This is a genomic window from Siphonobacter sp. SORGH_AS_0500 (genome assembly GCF_031453245.1).
Lineage (GTDB): Bacteria > Bacteroidota > Bacteroidia > Cytophagales > Spirosomataceae > Siphonobacter.
In genome coordinates this window covers 1,125,592-1,140,479 of record NZ_JAVIYT010000001.1, presented here as the reverse complement: position 1 = coordinate 1,140,479, position 14,888 = coordinate 1,125,592, and the positions used below count along the sequence as shown (strand labels likewise).

The following is a 14,888-nucleotide window of genomic DNA, read 5'->3' as shown; positions in this document are numbered from 1 at the left end:
TCTGTCAACTTCATAACTCCCGCATCCGTTGACTCTATTATGCTTGATCGTTAGCCAAACGTTAAGCTTCACAGGCATTCTTTTTTTGCGAGTTGAGTGATCACTATTAAATGGAATGCCCCATGTTATTACGTGCCGGAAACCTCACGCTACTTTACCACGAAGGCTCATTACGCTACTTTACCATTAATGATCAGGAAATTCTGAGGAGGATTTACGTGGCCATCCGCGATGAAAATTGGGGCACGGCTGCTATTACTATTCAGGACGAACGCATTGAACCATCGGAAGATACTTTTGAGGTATATTATCGCTGGACGACTGACGAACCCAAGATGGCAGGTGAAGTAACCATTACAGGTGAAGCAGACGGCACCGTTACGTTTGACTGGCAGGGTACGGCTCTGGAAGATTTTTCTAAAAATCGACTTGGCCTTTGCATTCTACATCCCATTGAAGGCTTCAAAAATCAGATTGTCAGGGTTATTCATCCCAACGGAGAAGAAACGCCATCAACCTTTCCGGACTTGATCTTACCGCATCAACCTTTCATGACCGTTGCCGGACTGGAATGGCACGCCATCAACGGCCTGAAAGCTCAGCTACAGCTTGAAGGCGACATTTTTGAAACGGAAGATCAGCGGAACTACTCGGATACTTCCTATAAAACCTACGCTACACCCCAGAGCTTACCCAAGCCCGTGGACGTAAGCAAAGGTGAAGTTTTTCAGCAAAAAGCTGTTTTATCTTTTTCGGGAGAATGGCCTTTGTATATCAGTCCCGACCCAAATGTACGGGTGGATTTAGCAGGAGAATCGCAGCCACTGGCTAAGTGGGGTCTATGCTGGCCCAAGGAAAACCGTACCCTTACTGAAAAAGAAATTGAGCTGCTGCGGAAGCTTTCGCCTTCGCATATTCGCCTGGAACTGGATTTAACCGAAAAGCACTGGCAGGAGACATTTTTTGCCGCTTTCAGGGAAATCGAGAAGCTGAATATCCCTATTCTGCTGGCGGTCTTAATTGACTTGAATGCAGTACCCGATCTGAATGTCTTTAAGTCCAAGTCACTCATCAAAGAAGTCGTCCTGCTTAACGAAAACGGTTTGACCACGAATGAGTTATTGGAGCAAGCCTTACCCCTGTTAGAATCTCGCTGGCCTACCTTACGCATGGGTGGAGGAACGACTAACTTCTTCGTAGAATTCAACCGTAATCCTTTCGAATACGCTCGGGTTGACTTTGTAAGTTATTCCATCTGTCCACAGGTCCATTGCTTTGATGAAGTTTCTATTGTTGAAAATCTGGCTGGACAAGCCGAAACCGTTCGGTCAGCCATTCAGCTTTCTGAAAAGCCTGTTCAGATTTCGCCCGTACGATTTGCCGATCAAACGGATGAACGGCTTCAGACACCTTTTGCCGCCAGTTGGACCATTGGCAGTTATAAATATCTCGCCGAAGCCGGAGCTGAAGCGATCACCTATTATGACCTTTTCGGTCCCGATGGCATTATCTATGAAGAGAGTCCAACGCCCGTTTACGAGCTTTTTGCTTTTTTAAGTGAGTTTAAGCCCGAGCAGCTTATTCCCAGCCGTACTTCTCAACCTTTGCGTTGCAGCAGTTTAATTCTGGAAAAAGCAAACGGCTGGAAAACGACCTTAATCGCTAATCATACCGACGAAACGTTCGCCGTCCGCTTGCCCGGGGCAGTAGTGATTACGCTAAAGCCTTATGAATGGCGGAGCATTTTCTAAGTAGGATGTTGGCGGCAGAGGATTACCAATCCCTTGCAGATGGATTTCGAATCACAGATCCGAAAGATCGATTAGCTCAGATTATCTATTGTTCCTTCTATCTGTTGCCTTGAATGTTCCTTTCTCTATCATCTATATCGCGTCTGGTCTCCCCGCCATGGCTGGTGTCTCACCAGTCATTTGTACGCCAACCGTGGTTGGTGAGACACCAACCACAGCGTAGGTACCTTTAAAATACTTCCATCTCCCGGCCAGACGCGATGAAGTCGCGTCTCTACGTTTTGTAAGGCCTAATTACTAGTTACCTGTAAGAAATTAGCTAGGACATAAGGAAGGTCCTTTGCTCTGGCTGACAGGGTAGTAAAAAAGTATTCATTACAACCCTGGGATCTGCAAAATCAGGTTGGGATCGGGGCAGTTATTCAGATACTTTTCACGCTGACTAACGGCACACACGCCCGGATAATCTCCCGACCAGCCTTCCAGATTTTCAATGACCTGAATGTGTAAATGCGGCGGCCAGTCGCCGTTTTCTGGAAAGGGACCTAATTCAGAAAATACCTCTCCCGCCTGAATCTGCTGTCCAACTTCCTTCCCCACTAAAGACGTTCGACTCAAATGACCGTATAGGGTATAAAACGGCTGTCCGTCGAGCTCGTGTTCAAGAATAATTGTTGGCCCGTAATCTCCGAAATTAGCATTATCCCGAAAGCTATGAATTCTTCCCTTTAGGGGTGCAGCCACTGGGGTTCCGGCTTTTGCCCAAATATCAATTCCCAAATGAATTTCCCGGGGTTCTTCCGCTTGCTGAAAATGCGGACTTCGGCGGTATAAAACCCGGTGTTCATTATATCCCCCTACCCCATAAACGGCCCCTGCCGCTTCAATTTCCTGGGTTACAAAAGCGGCGAAATCCGCCGTTTGTGTCAAATTTTGCTGTTCCAGTGCCCGATTACCCGCCGTAAAATCCAGAATCTTTACGGGCGTTTTTTTCCAGTCAAAAGACATGACCGGAGCAAAGGAAATTTGGTATTTTTGAAGAGTCTCAGTAAGTTTCATAGATGGCCTGTATTTGGCTTACCTCAAACTTCGCTTATATTTGACCATTTTTTATTTCTATCAACAATTAAAAAAATATGTCTGATAAAAAATTTCTAGGACATCCTAGAGGCCTCTTTCTTTTATTTATTGTAGAAATGTGGGAGCGTTTTTCATACTATGGTATGAGGGCCATATTATTACTATTTCTACTGGACAAAACAAAGGGAGGAATGGGATTGAATGAAGGAGAAGGTGGAGCTATTTATGGGCTTTATACCTTCTCCGTTTATTTGTTATCCTTACCTGGGGGTTGGCTAGCTGACAATATCTTTGGTCAACGTAAATCCATCTGGTATGGTGGTCTTGCTATCATGGCGGGCCACGTTGTTCTTGCTTTTCCTGCCAGTCAAACGGTATTTTTTGCGGGGCTGGCTTTAGTTGCCATTGGAACAGGTTTATTAAAACCCAACATCAGCTCGATCGTCAGTGAGCTTTATCCTGAAGGAGGAGCTATTCGAGATGCAGCCTTCTCAATATTTTATATGGGAATCAACATGGGTTCTTTTTTAGGAATCACGATTGTGGGCTATCTCGGACAGAAAATAGGTTGGCATTATGGCTTTGGAGCTGCCGCTATTGCCATGTTACTAGGCCTCGTCGCCTATCGCTTATTTGCCAGTACTTATCTAGGTGAGAAAGGGTTATATCCCAAAGCCAGTATAGATACCGAAGAGAAAACTCCTGTCAAAACGCTTACCTGGATTCTGATCGGCTCATTATTCATCTTCCTGGTTATCATGCAAGTAAGTGGCACATTCAAGTGGGATAGTAAACAGGCAGTGGCAGCATCAATGGGAGTTTTAGCCATTGCTGTGGTTATGACTTACTTTTTGAATATGTTTTTCGCATCTGGTTTTGATAGAGTTGAACAAAAACGATTAGCCATTCTATTTATACTATTTTGGGGTGCCGTACTATTTTGGGCAGGTTTTGAACAGCAAGGCTCCTCTTTGCAGATTTTTGCAGATCGTTACTCTGAACTTCCATTTGGAATGCCCTCTAGCTGGTTTCAAAACTTCAATCCGTTTTACATTCTCGTATTTGCCCCTGTTGTAGGTGGTATCTGGGTCTTTTTAGAAAAACGGGGACTCAACCCTCCTTTACTAATTAAGTTTTCTATTGGACTTTTTCTACTAGCTCTTGGCTATTACATCATGGTGATTGGGGCAAAAACCGCACTTTCCGGCGTGAAAGCTTCCGCATGGGTTCTGACCTTTACCTATTTATTCCATACACTCGGAGAACTTTGCCTGAGTCCGGTCGGCCTCAGTGCTTATACAAAGCTTGCCCCTAAAAAATACCTGAGTCAGCTGATGGGTATTTGGTTTGTTGCAGCTGCTTTAGGAAATCTTTTCGCAGGGCTCTTCGCTGGTGGATTTGACGAAGAAAATATTCATCAAATGCCCGAAATGTTTATGAGCATTGTATGGTTCTGCCTTGTGGTTGGAAGTATCATTTTTATATTACAGCGACCCTTGAAAAACTGGACGGGAGGAATTAAATAATAAAAAACGACGCTGAAGGTTTTGGAGTGCCCCCAGAAGTTAGACACTACTTGGGGGCATTTTTTATTTCTTACGGGTATCACTAATCTGGATGATCTTCCAGCCCTGATCGGTTTTGTATAACTGAAAAGCGTCTACGCCCGAGTGACTCAATTTGCCATTAACGTAAAATTCATAAGGGGTCCATGCCGTTGCTAACCGATCATCTACCCTGATTTCATAGTTTTTCAGACGTTCCTCAACTGTAACTGTTGCTGGAATGGAGCCAATGGATTTTACAAAAGCATCGATAGAAGTTAAGGTTAACACGGGTGTACCCTGCTTATCTAATCCCGCTGATTGCAGTCGAGCCGTCGGATGAAAAACACTTCGCACCAGAATTGTATCGTGTTTTGCCATTCCTTCGAATAGTCGGTCAATGACGCTTTTCACTGCTTCTGTATCCTGAGCTTTCAAACTTAAGGTTGTCAGGGCTAAGGCAAGGGTTATCATTATTTTCATAAAAAAATTCGGTTTTATTTCGGTAGAGAGGCGACATTATTGCGTATAGTTAGAAAACGGGAATCAATAACTAGTAATAAAACCGCCTCTTACCTAAACGCCATAAATGGACGTCTCTACCGCTTTGAAGTTACTGTTTTGCCATGTAAGACAAATACCCTACGATCTCATCAATTTCCTTTTTCTTCAAACCCAGATTCGGCATTTTTACCTTGTCCCGATAACGCTCAGGGTTAGCAATAAAGGCTTTCAAATCTTCCGTTTTCCAGTATTCCGTTACGCTTTTGGGTCTGTTTAATTCTGGTCCTAACGTTCCACCTACGCCGTTTAGGGCATGGCAAGTCAGGCAATGGGTTTTAAATAATCCGTACCCTTTCACTACCGAATCATCATGCTTCGGAAACAAAGCTGCCGTTTCTTTCGAAGCCGAAGTCAGGCTAATTTTCACCAGATTGTAAGGCCATTTATAGGCTGGATCGTTACCCCTTCCATCCGTATAACAAATGTAAAACGGAGCAATTTTTTTTGTTTCCGGGCCCTTCTGTAGAGTTGTCCAGTCTTCGCCTGCCGCAGCGTCTTTATCTCTTATGGCCAGATAAGCCTTACTGTTTACTATTTTGGTTAAGGGCATCGAAGGATTATAGCCATCTTCACACTCAAAAACCACTTGCGTTTCTTCTGGTTTCAGATGGGCGTAAGCTGGAATTTGCTTCAAAACATTCACTAAAGGAATAGCTTCGAAGGTTTTAGTTTTGTGAAAAACGGGGTCATTGGTAATCGTAATGGTTTCCGCTTTGCCGAATGTTGCTTTTTTTTCCACCAGATCAATAGAGGTAGAATCAAGCTCTGAAACCAGCGTTTGCGTCGAATCGACTGATGGCTTTTCCTGCGTATTTTTAGAGGAAGGCTGACAGGCTAAAAAGGGTATAAATGAAAGCAGAAGTAAGGCTCGTTGCATAGGCACAAATATGGTAAAAGATCAGTGGTAACAGGCAATTTTTATTCGCAATGACTCGCCTGTTTTTTTCTTTAAAAAGAGCGGTTCCAAAAATTTATTTAGATTATAATCTATTAACAATCAATACATTACTTATTATCGATGAAATTTTTTAAAAAAATATGGTCACACAGGCAACCTTTTCGCTTTTTCTACCGAGTAAGGGATTGAAACGACCTTAACCGTGACGAAAATCACCGCCGCAGAGCTACTTCCCTTGCTAAAAGGGTGTACCCGGAACGAGCGAAAAAGCCAGGAGACCCTGCACCGGCTTTTTTATTCGTTCGCTATGGGTATTGCCCTTCGGTATTGTCCCGATAAGGAAGTGAGTCTGGAGGTAGTGAATGATGGGTTTTTGAAGGTTTTCCAGGGCATGAGTCAGTATCAGATCGAAAAGCACGATCCGGTTCCGTCGTTCATTGGTTACCTCAAACGAATCGTCATTAATACGGCGATTGATCAGTATCGAAGTACGCTTAAATATTCCAGTCAGGTTGGACTGGAAGACATTCATGTTCCTGCATCCCTCACCGAAAGTCCGCTCGACGGGCTGGCTTATGAAGATTTGATTGGCCTGATTCAGCAGTTGAGTCCGGGTTACCGGGCCGTGTTTAACCTTTACGTTATTGACGGGTATTCGCACGAGGAAGTAGCCCAGCAACTGAACATTAACGTGGGCACGTCTAAATCAAACCTGGCCAAAGCCCGTCAGCATTTGAAGGAACTATTAAAAAAAAGTCATGAAGAACGATCCTCCAAATATGCCTGACGATCAGCTGGACGACCTGTTCCGGAAAGCTGCTTCGGGATTCGAACCGCCGTTCGATCCAGAGGCCTGGAAACGCATGGAGCAAAAGCTCGATGGGGATCAGTATTTTCAAACCAAACTAAAACGTTTTACACTGATTGAAGGAATTGTTATTCTGGTTATGATGGGCCTGTTCTGGTTAACCACTGGCCGGGATGTTACGCAATTGGATCAACAAACCCTGTTAGAGCATCAAGAGAAGCCGGCCCCACCGACCTACTCTACCCTTCCATCCAGTTCTAGAAATCCCTTACCCAAATCGTCAAACGTTATACCAGGTAGCCATGAGCATGCCCAGGAAGCGAACGAGCGGCTTCCTGAACTTAACTCAAACGCTTCCTCTGCCCTTGCTGAACAACCCGCAACGTCGGCTAAAAAGGCAAAGATTTCTCAAAAATCCATTCCTAGAAAACAGGTTTTACATGAACCCTTTTCTCCCATTACCGCTCAGAAGAAGTCAGGTCAACAACGCTCCGTTTCTGATGCTATCCTATTGAATTCAACCCCAGCAACAATCCACCCCGAGCTCAGTTCGGACTCCCACGTTACATCTATTGATACCTTAGCAACCCTTGCATTATCCCGATTGAAGGCGTCCAAGTGGCAAAAGTTACCCGTGAATTTAAGCTGGCAAACGCCCGACCTGGCATCAGCTCCAGAAATTCCGGTTCAACCGTTGGCTAGCCGCTGGGCCTTGCAATTGCTGCTTTCTCCTGATTTCACGCAAGTGCCAGGGCGGCAAGCAGCCACGGGTTATAATACCGGCTTGCAGTTGGAATACCGTTTCGCTCCGCGTTGGCGGGCTTCGGCGGGGGTTATTTATTCGCTCAAAAATTACTCCGCCAGCAGTTATGATTACCGACCTTACCAGGGTTACTGGGCCACGTACAAACGCCCGGATGTCATCGATGCCGCCTGTCGGATGCTCGACGTGCCGCTAACTATTACGTATGATGCCTGGAAGTGGAAGCAAAACCAGTTTTTCGTTAGTCTGGGGAGTACGTCTTACCTGATGCTCAAGGAAGATTATTATTACCAATATCCGACTTATACCTACGAACTGGAGAAAAAACGAACGGGAAATCACTGGTTAGCTACCGCCAATATCTCTTTAGGGTTGGAACGACCTATCCTTCCACGCTTACTCGTACGTATAGAACCATTCGTAAAGACACCACTGGGCGGCGTAGGCTTTGGCAAGGTACGGCTCCGCAGTAGCGGTGTATTTTTCTCGTTGCGGTACCAACTTAAAAAGCACTGATTTTCAATAGTTTAATTATAAATTACCTGTAGTAACATACATTTTACAGTTTTTTTGCAACGCCGTGTTTAAACCACTCGTAATGGTTGGTAGCTCTTTCGGGCTATAGCACGACTATTGCCTTACCCAAACGCTTACACTAATTATCAACGACATGAAATCGATGGACCGCAAGCAATTCATGACCCTGGTAGGTACCAGCATCGGGGCTATTGTACTACAACACTGCCTCTCAGGTTGTAAAAATGAAAAGGATGAAGCCGTCAATCCAGGCAGCGGTTCTGGGGGTGGTAGCACGGGTCTATCCCTTGATTTATCGAATACCGCCTATTCCGCTCTAAATGCCAATGGAGGTTACGTATACGTCAGCGGAATTATCGTGGCCCGTACCTCAGCCGGAGCGTACATTGCGGTTTCTCAGGCCTGCACGCATCAGGGCGTATCGGTGCAGTATCGTTCCGCAAACAATGATTTCTATTGCTCGGCTCATGGTTCACGCTTTAGTACCACAGGGTCGGTATTGGCTGGCCCCGCTTCTTCAGCCCTAAAACAGTACAAAACGGAGCTGACTGGCACCACTCTGCGAGTATTTGAGTAATCCTTTTTCCACGAGAGCATCAAGCTTCTATGAAACATTCTCTGTTCTTTTTTCTCCTATCCGGGTTGAGTCTGTGCGGGCAAAAATCTTTTGCTCAGGATGATGACTTATTGAAATCACTTGACCAGCCCGCCGCCAAAACCTATACGTCAGCAACCTTCAAAGGAACTCGGCTCATGAATGGTCATACCGTTGAAACGGTAAAAGGGAAACACCTGGATTTTCTGATTTCTCACCGCTTTGGCCGTTTAAATTCGGGCGTAGATAACTTTTATGGCCTCGACGAAGCTTACATCAGACTCGGACTTGATTACGGAGTTACGGACCGCTTAACCGTAGGCGTTGGTCGTAGCAGTATCCAGAAAACGGTGGATTTATACGCCAAATACCGTCTGCTCCGCCAAAGCACCGGCGAGCATTCGTCTCCGGTGAGTATTACCCTTTTTGCTTCGGATGCTATCGTTACCGAACCCACGCGGGAGAATGCCACCAGTACGCTGTACTATAACAACGGCGAACGCCAGAACTGGACGTTTCAGGCTCTGATTGCTCGTAAGTTCAATGATAAGTTTTCTTTACAATTGATGCCCACGTTTGTGACGCTGGGCAAGGCTGACACTGAAACCGAGGCAGTAACAGCCCTGGGCATTGGTGGTCGTTATAAAATCAGTAAACGGGTATCTGTTAACGCTGAATACTATGCACGATTCCTGAGTTCAGATCAGAAGAATATGGCTCCCGGCGGAGCTAATACGTACAATGCTTTTGCCGTAGGTGTGGATATTGAAACGGGTGGTCACGTCTTTCAATTGCATTTCACGAACGCTCAGGGCATGATTGAAAAGCAATTCCTGACGCAAACGACGGGTAACTTCTTCAAAGGCGATATTCATTACGGCTTCAATATTTCCCGCACGTTTAGTTTTGATCGCAAACGTTAACCTTTGATTTTTATGTCCAACTCCATTTTCAGAATACTAACCTTGCTGATTTTGGCAGCAGGATCAGCTCAGGCTCAGCTCTTTATTACTCAGACCGGAGAAACGAGTTTTTTCTCAAAAACGCCGATGGAAAATATATCGGCTGTTAATAAAAAAGTAGGGTCGGTGCTGAATACGCAAACGGGAGAGATCGTCGTACGAATGACTATGACGGATTTTAGTTTCCCCAATAAATTGATGCAGGAACACTTCAATGAAAACTACGTGGAGTCGGAAAAGTATCCATACGCGATGTTTCGGGGAAAGATTCAACCCATACCTGACCTTAATAAACCGGGAACTTACGACGTGTCGGCGGTAGGGACTTTTGACTTGCACGGCGTAAAAAAAGAGCGAACGTTAAATGGAAAGTTGACCGTTCAGGGCGATAAGATTACCCTTCAATCTGATTTTCAAGTCGCATTAGTTGATCATAAGATCGAAGTTCCCAAGCTGGTCTTTGCAAAGATCGCCGAAGTTATAGACGTGAAAAATCAGTTTACCCTTACGAAGAAGTGAGTATTTCGTTGTTTTGGGTTTTGAGTGAACGTTCAAGTTTCACTAGCCGCCTAAGAGACCTTTTTTAGTGTTCTTAGAAGCTCATCTATCTGTTGGTTTGCCCTCACTTTCTTCGACAATATCCTTGAGAGTGAATACCACTAGCTTCTGGGCAGGTATTTTCGGCACTCTTTATGATCTTTTATTCCAATATTTAGGTGTCGGATACTCCTGATTACAACCCCAAAGGGCAGGCGATCCTGCAAGTAGAGACGCGACTTCATCGCGTCTGGCCGGGAGATGAAAATAATGGACTAGTGTTAAAACCGCCTCCTACCCAGACGCGATGAAGTCGCGTCTCTACTTATGAAACCCTTGTCTACTATCTGATACTTCCAGACGCTGACGTTCCTATTCTTATCCGCTATGGCCGGAGAAAACAACAACCCCAGAGGGGTTTAATATGAATAGCCCCGGGTGACAACCCGGGGGGCGAGTACGTAATTCCAAAACTGCAACATGCCTAGGGAGATATGATTTCCACCATGGTTGGTGTCCTCACCAACCACTAGGCTTCCTATTAATTGCTGGTGAAGACACCAGCCAAAGAAAAAACCCGGATTATCATCCGGGGCTATTGGTGTTGAACCCCGCTGGGGTTATACCTGCCATTTCCAAACGTCTTGCCTACCTTTACGGGTTTCTCTTTCCAACTGAAAACTGAAAACTGAAAACTGAAAACTGAAAACTGAAAACTGAAAACTGAAAACTCAAAACTCAAAACTCAAAACTCAAAACTCAAAACCGCAGCGGCGGCCGCTCAAAACTCTAAAGCTTGTACCAGCTTGGTTTCTCCAGTGGTTTTCTACGTCCGTCGAAGGTTTGTTTCGAGGGTCCGTAATACTTTTCCAAGTAATCCAGTACCGCCACTTCGGATGGGCCTAAGTCCCAGAGTTTGTGGTACTTCTGCATCCATCGAATTTTATCGACCCAACCCGTTCGGGTAAAATGATTTTGCGTAATTAACTTACTGGAATGACAAGCCGTGCAATGAGCCTTGATCAAAGGCAAATTGGTATCTACAGCCAATCCAGTTTCCGGGTCTTTCTTTACAGAATCGGCCCAGGCTTGCGTAGTTGTGGTCGTAGGCTTATTACCGGACTGCGATGTCCAGGCCACACTTCCCAGCAGCAGGAAGGCCGATAACATGAATAGGTATTTCATAAAATAGATTTCTGTCTACCGATCCTCCACCAATCAGTATTAGTACAAAATTGCCTTTTACCCAGACGCGATTCATCCCGTCTCTAGCCTCAGACTACCTTTATCGCAATCCGATGGCAGGAGTTATTAATGTATCCTTCAGGATTCCACTGGGGCATTACCATGGGTTGACTTACACCCTTCGAATCCGTGGCTTTAGCCCAAACTTCGTAATAACCTTTTTTCGGGAATTGTACCTCTGCCGTCCAGTGTTGCCAGGCCAGCCGATTCTTAGGAGCCTGTAGTTTTGCTTTTTGCCAGGTAGCTCCAAAGTCAATAGAAACTTCCAACTGTTTCACTTCCAGGTCTCCCGCCCAGGCGTGGCCTCGTAAGGCCAGGGTTTTCCCGAAATCCAGCATTGCTCCCGTTTGTGGATAGGTAATGAGTGATTTTACGGGCATGGACTCAATAATCCGAAACTGATCTTCTGGTGGATCAACGCCTGGCTCAACGGGGTTAATAGGCACTTTGTAGCTTTTCCCCGTCATTTTAGGCCCGTCGTGCACTTTATTACGAATCGAAATCGTATGCAACCACTTGCCCGAAACTGAAGCTGGCCAGCCTCCGATAACCAATCGCAGCGGATACCCGTGCACCACCGGAATATCTTTTCCGTTCATCACCCAGGCAATGAGCGATTCATCTTCAAGAGCTTTTTTAAGGGGTACACCACGCGAGATTACCACCTTGCCCGGTTCGCGACTGGGGTGAATGTCTTTTCCGTAATAGCCGATGTACACCGCATCATCCTTGATGCCTGCGTCCTCAAGAATGTCCCGCAGGCGTACACCCGTCCATTCCGCACAACTGATTCCGCCGTTCGTCCATTGATTGCCGGCGGTGCTCGGGAAGTAACCTGCCCGACCATTTCCGCCGCATTCGAGCGTCAGTTGATAGGTATAGGGCTTGAACTTTTTCTTCAGATCCTCCAGCGTATATACCTTTTTATTCTTTGCTGACTCGCCATTGATTGTTAAGGTCCAGCCATTTACGTCAATCGTTTCGGGCACAATGCCGTTGTTACGAATGAACATTTTTTCGGCGGGCGTTACGGCATCGTCCAGTAAATGAGCGGGAGCTTCTACGTTCCAGGGACGGTCGTTTAGCACCACCATTTCTGCACTTTTCCCCTTTAGGGCGTCTCGATCATTGTCAAAAAAAAGCGGCTTATATCCTTCTGGAATAGCAAAGACTACTTCTGTACTTAAAATGGTCCCCAGAGTTCCTAAAACGGATTGTTTGATAAACCGCCGCCGGTCGTTTTCACGCATTGATTTAGAAGTTTTATAATGACTCACCGATGTAATTTTTGCATTCCCTCTGCTACTCTTTTCATCCGTGATTAACACCTGATTCTTTTCAAGGTCTTTCCTGCCCTAAACCTGCCAATTTTTACCGCACAAGCTCCTATATTTGACTGATGAAGAGCTATCCGGCTGCGACTGATTCTAAGGAAGATAGTAGTTCAAAAAAAATACCTTTTACAGGAAGAAGTGCATTTTCCTCCATAAAATTTAATAGTAACCCTATTTTCTAGCATTTATTCCAAACATATACCTAATAATGAGAGTAGAAGTTGATCGGATCACCTCTTTGTTAACCGCCATCTATGACGGGGAAGCCTGGCATGGCCCCAGCACACAGGAAATTCTGACGGGGATTACGCCTGAAATGGCAGTTTTTCGTCCCTCCCCAACAGTTCATAATATCGCTGAACTTGCCGTTCACTTAACTAACTGGCGAATTTTTGTCCTGGAAAAGCTAACGGATTCCGTGAGCTTCGATATCATCCTGAATTCTGAAGCCGACTGGTCGGTTATTAACGAATTAACGGATGACAAATGGCAGGAAATTTTAGATAATCTTCAGGAAACGCAGGAAGAGTTAGTAGAAACGCTGGGCCGAATTAGCAGCCATAAACTGAACGATCAGGTTCCCGGTCGACGGTATAACTATTATACGCTTTTACACGGGATGCTTCACCACGAAGCCTATCACAGCGGGCAGATGGCTCATTTGAAAAAGATGTTAGTATAAGATGAAAAAGCCTTCTCAGCATAATTTGAGAAGGCTTTTTCATGAATTAACTGGTAATGAGTTTCTTCGACAACGATACCGGTAGCTTAATCATTACGTTAGTCCCCTTTCCTACTTCCGACTGAAAATGGATCGTACCCCCGTGCAGAGCGATAATTTTCTGAACAACAGCCAGCCCAATGCCAAATCCGTTTATGCTGGAAACTTCATTACTTCGGAAAAATGGCTCCATCAAATGGGGTAAATCGCTGGGATTAATCCCGTTGCCATGATCTTTTATCGAAAGCGAAATCATATCTTCCTGACTTAATACGATTTCTACCGATCCTTCCGAATACTTACAGGCATTATCAAGCACGTTCAGAATACAAGTCGTTAGTAGAGAACCATTCCCTTGTGTTTCGAAAAATGTCCCGGAGTCATCCCCGGGTAATATCCCAAAATCGTAATGAATCTGTCGATCGGGGTATTTATTATGAATGTGTGCAAGAGCATTTGTGACACAATCATCCACCGAAATGGTTTCCAGCCCAACCAGCCCTTCGCCCGTTCGGGCCAGCGAAAGCAGACTGTTCGTTAAGGAAATTAGCTGCCGGATTTCCTCCATCGCCGAACGAATCGACGCTTTCAGTTCTTCAGAATCCTGATCGTAATCGTGCGAGATTTGAAGCGTGCCGAGCATATTGGTCAGCGGTGTTCGCAACTCATGGGAGGCATGGGACACAAAACTCCTCTGAGCTTCAAAAGACTTTTGAAGACGGTTTAACATCTCGTTAAAAGTCATCGACAATCGGGCTATTTCATCCCGTCGGTTTCCTTCGTCCAGCCGTTTGTCCAAATGCTGGGCCGTGATGGTATCGACCTCATCCATAGCTTTGGATATAGGTTTCAGCATTCTTTTTACGAAAAAGTACCCCACCGCTACCAGCAAAATTATACTTCCCAGATTTCCCCAGATCATTAACTGTTTCAGCATAATGAGCCGGGTGAACCCAACCCGGTCATACCCCATCGCCACGACCCGAAAAGTCTGCGAAGAATCCCGGTGAGCCATGCCCACGGCTTCATTTTCGCCCAGTTGAGCAAAGGTGGGTTGGTTTGTTTTCAGGGTATGAATAAAGTTCATCAAACTCGGCGAAGATTCTCCACGACGGTTGGTATACACCAGCGTATCACGATCATCAAAAATCATAATGTGCTCGTCAACAATCGTGAGCATATCACTCTCCATGAGCTGATTGAAAAAGTCATCAAACTGGTGTCGACGATTGATTAACAAGCTCGCTGCTGTCTGGGCCTTTTCAGTTAGCCGCGTCCGGAAAATGACCTGACGGTATAAGGAAAACGTTGAGTAAAGAAAGGTTGAAAACAGAATTAGTACGCCCATCGTCAGGAGCGTAAAAAGCAGGATTAATTTATTACGTATAAGCATCTAGGTACGAGGTTATATTCTGGTTCGCCACAAAGGCCCAAGCCACGCAGTTTAACAAAGGAAATGAAGTAATTCATTCCCTCCAAGGGATAGATTTCGCCTTTTTAATCTATAGCAAAAATGGCTGGCGAAAACACCAGCCATGCTATTATTTTA

At 45.3% G+C, this 14,888-nt stretch carries 14 protein-coding genes; 8 read left to right on the top strand and 6 right to left on the bottom strand.

Translation table 11 applies throughout. From position 1 onward, the window contains the following. The first annotated feature begins 122 nt into the window (after positions 1-122). On the top strand, positions 123-1,751 hold the full coding sequence (locus QE357_RS04825; RefSeq protein ID WP_309706272.1) for a hypothetical protein: 1,629 nt from the start codon (positions 123-125) through the stop codon (positions 1,749-1,751). Between the two features lie 375 nt (positions 1,752-2,126). Here the strand turns inward: QE357_RS04825 and QE357_RS04820 are convergent, their stop codons facing one another. Next, entirely contained in the window at positions 2,127-2,810 is a 684-nt protein-coding gene (locus QE357_RS04820; RefSeq protein ID WP_309706269.1) for a peptidoglycan DD-metalloendopeptidase family protein, read from the bottom strand. A gap of 77 nt (positions 2,811-2,887) precedes the next feature. Here QE357_RS04820 and QE357_RS04815 point away from each other — a divergent pair, with 77 nt between their 5' ends. After that, the gene (locus QE357_RS04815; RefSeq protein ID WP_309706267.1) at positions 2,888-4,357 is read left to right on the top strand and encodes a peptide MFS transporter; all 1,470 of its coding nucleotides are present in this window, start codon (positions 2,888-2,890) and stop codon (positions 4,355-4,357) included. Between the two features lie 63 nt (positions 4,358-4,420). Here QE357_RS04815 and QE357_RS04810 read toward each other — a convergent pair whose 3' ends face one another. Together QE357_RS04810 and QE357_RS04805 are read right to left on the bottom strand one after the other, a co-directional pair. Then, a complete protein-coding gene (locus QE357_RS04810) occupies positions 4,421-4,858 on the bottom strand; it encodes a nuclear transport factor 2 family protein (protein WP_106637983.1) in 438 nt (145 codons plus the stop codon). Positions 4,859-4,988: 130 nt separating this feature from the next. Then, positions 4,989-5,816, bottom strand: coding sequence for a c-type cytochrome (locus QE357_RS04805; RefSeq protein WP_309706264.1), 828 nt, complete (start codon positions 5,814-5,816; stop codon positions 4,989-4,991). Between the two features lie 223 nt (positions 5,817-6,039). Here QE357_RS04805 and QE357_RS04800 point away from each other — a divergent pair, with 223 nt between their 5' ends. The 5 genes from QE357_RS04800 to QE357_RS04780 all read left to right on the top strand — a co-directional run bounded on the left by QE357_RS04800 (position 6,040) and on the right by QE357_RS04780 (position 10,021). Continuing rightward, positions 6,040-6,624: a sigma-70 family RNA polymerase sigma factor gene (locus QE357_RS04800; RefSeq protein ID WP_309706262.1), complete on the top strand. Its 585-nt coding sequence runs from the start codon at positions 6,040-6,042 to the stop codon at positions 6,622-6,624. Continuing rightward, positions 6,596-7,924: a hypothetical protein gene (locus QE357_RS04795; protein WP_309706260.1), complete on the top strand. Its 1,329-nt coding sequence runs from the start codon at positions 6,596-6,598 to the stop codon at positions 7,922-7,924. Before QE357_RS04800 ends, QE357_RS04795 begins: the two co-directional genes overlap by 29 nt. Before the next feature lie 154 nt (positions 7,925-8,078). Beyond that, positions 8,079-8,522, top strand: a complete 444-nt coding sequence (locus tag QE357_RS04790; RefSeq protein WP_307142213.1) for a ubiquinol-cytochrome c reductase iron-sulfur subunit — start codon at positions 8,079-8,081, stop codon at positions 8,520-8,522. A 29-nt stretch (positions 8,523-8,551) separates the two neighbouring features. Further along, complete coding sequence (locus tag QE357_RS04785; RefSeq protein ID WP_309706258.1) at positions 8,552-9,463, top strand: DUF5777 family beta-barrel protein; 912 nt, start codon at positions 8,552-8,554, stop codon at positions 9,461-9,463. Positions 9,464-9,475: 12 nt separating this feature from the next. Next, positions 9,476-10,021, top strand: a complete 546-nt coding sequence (locus tag QE357_RS04780) for a YceI family protein (RefSeq protein ID WP_309706255.1) — start codon at positions 9,476-9,478, stop codon at positions 10,019-10,021. An 807-nt stretch (positions 10,022-10,828) separates the two neighbouring features. Here QE357_RS04780 and QE357_RS04775 read toward each other — a convergent pair. Both QE357_RS04775 and QE357_RS04770 read right to left on the bottom strand, forming a co-directional pair. After that, positions 10,829-11,224: a hypothetical protein gene (locus QE357_RS04775; protein ID WP_309706253.1), complete on the bottom strand. Its 396-nt coding sequence runs from the start codon at positions 11,222-11,224 to the stop codon at positions 10,829-10,831. An 89-nt stretch (positions 11,225-11,313) separates the two neighbouring features. Continuing rightward, positions 11,314-12,534, bottom strand: a complete 1,221-nt coding sequence (locus QE357_RS04770; RefSeq protein WP_309706251.1) for a sulfite oxidase — start codon at positions 12,532-12,534, stop codon at positions 11,314-11,316. Positions 12,535-12,826: 292 nt separating this feature from the next. On the opposite strand from QE357_RS04770, the gene QE357_RS04765 reads away from it, so the two are divergent. Continuing rightward, positions 12,827-13,300, top strand: coding sequence for a DinB family protein (locus tag QE357_RS04765; RefSeq protein ID WP_106637975.1), 474 nt, complete (start codon positions 12,827-12,829; stop codon positions 13,298-13,300). 46 nt (positions 13,301-13,346) lie between these two features. On the opposite strand, the gene QE357_RS04760 is transcribed toward QE357_RS04765, so the two are convergent. Beyond that, positions 13,347-14,732 (bottom strand): HAMP domain-containing sensor histidine kinase, encoded by a 1,386-nt coding sequence (locus QE357_RS04760; RefSeq protein ID WP_106637974.1) that lies wholly within the window; start codon positions 14,730-14,732, stop codon positions 13,347-13,349. Positions 14,733-14,888 lie beyond the last annotated feature (156 nt).

What these genes read in the sequence shown, in the direction of transcription:
- QE357_RS04825 (WP_309706272.1), top strand. Translation starts at nt 123, where the DNA reads ATGTTATTACGTGCCGGAAACCTCACGCTACTTTACCACGAAGGCTCA.
- QE357_RS04820 (WP_309706269.1), bottom strand. Translation starts at nt 2,810, where the DNA reads ATGAAACTTACTGAGACTCTTCAAAAATACCAAATTTCCTTTGCTCCG.
- QE357_RS04815 (WP_309706267.1), top strand. Translation starts at nt 2,888, where the DNA reads ATGTCTGATAAAAAATTTCTAGGACATCCTAGAGGCCTCTTTCTTTTA.
- QE357_RS04810 (WP_106637983.1), bottom strand. Translation starts at nt 4,858, where the DNA reads ATGAAAATAATGATAACCCTTGCCTTAGCCCTGACAACCTTAAGTTTG.
- QE357_RS04805 (WP_309706264.1), bottom strand. Translation starts at nt 5,816, where the DNA reads ATGCAACGAGCCTTACTTCTGCTTTCATTTATACCCTTTTTAGCCTGT.
- QE357_RS04795 (WP_309706260.1), top strand. Translation starts at nt 6,596, where the DNA reads ATGAAGAACGATCCTCCAAATATGCCTGACGATCAGCTGGACGACCTG.
- QE357_RS04790 (WP_307142213.1), top strand. Translation starts at nt 8,079, where the DNA reads ATGAAATCGATGGACCGCAAGCAATTCATGACCCTGGTAGGTACCAGC.
- QE357_RS04785 (WP_309706258.1), top strand. Translation starts at nt 8,552, where the DNA reads ATGAAACATTCTCTGTTCTTTTTTCTCCTATCCGGGTTGAGTCTGTGC.
- QE357_RS04780 (WP_309706255.1), top strand. Translation starts at nt 9,476, where the DNA reads ATGTCCAACTCCATTTTCAGAATACTAACCTTGCTGATTTTGGCAGCA.
- QE357_RS04775 (WP_309706253.1), bottom strand. Translation starts at nt 11,224, where the DNA reads ATGAAATACCTATTCATGTTATCGGCCTTCCTGCTGCTGGGAAGTGTG.
- QE357_RS04770 (WP_309706251.1), bottom strand. Translation starts at nt 12,534, where the DNA reads ATGCGTGAAAACGACCGGCGGCGGTTTATCAAACAATCCGTTTTAGGA.
- QE357_RS04765 (WP_106637975.1), top strand. Translation starts at nt 12,827, where the DNA reads ATGAGAGTAGAAGTTGATCGGATCACCTCTTTGTTAACCGCCATCTAT.
- QE357_RS04760 (WP_106637974.1), bottom strand. Translation starts at nt 14,732, where the DNA reads ATGCTTATACGTAATAAATTAATCCTGCTTTTTACGCTCCTGACGATG.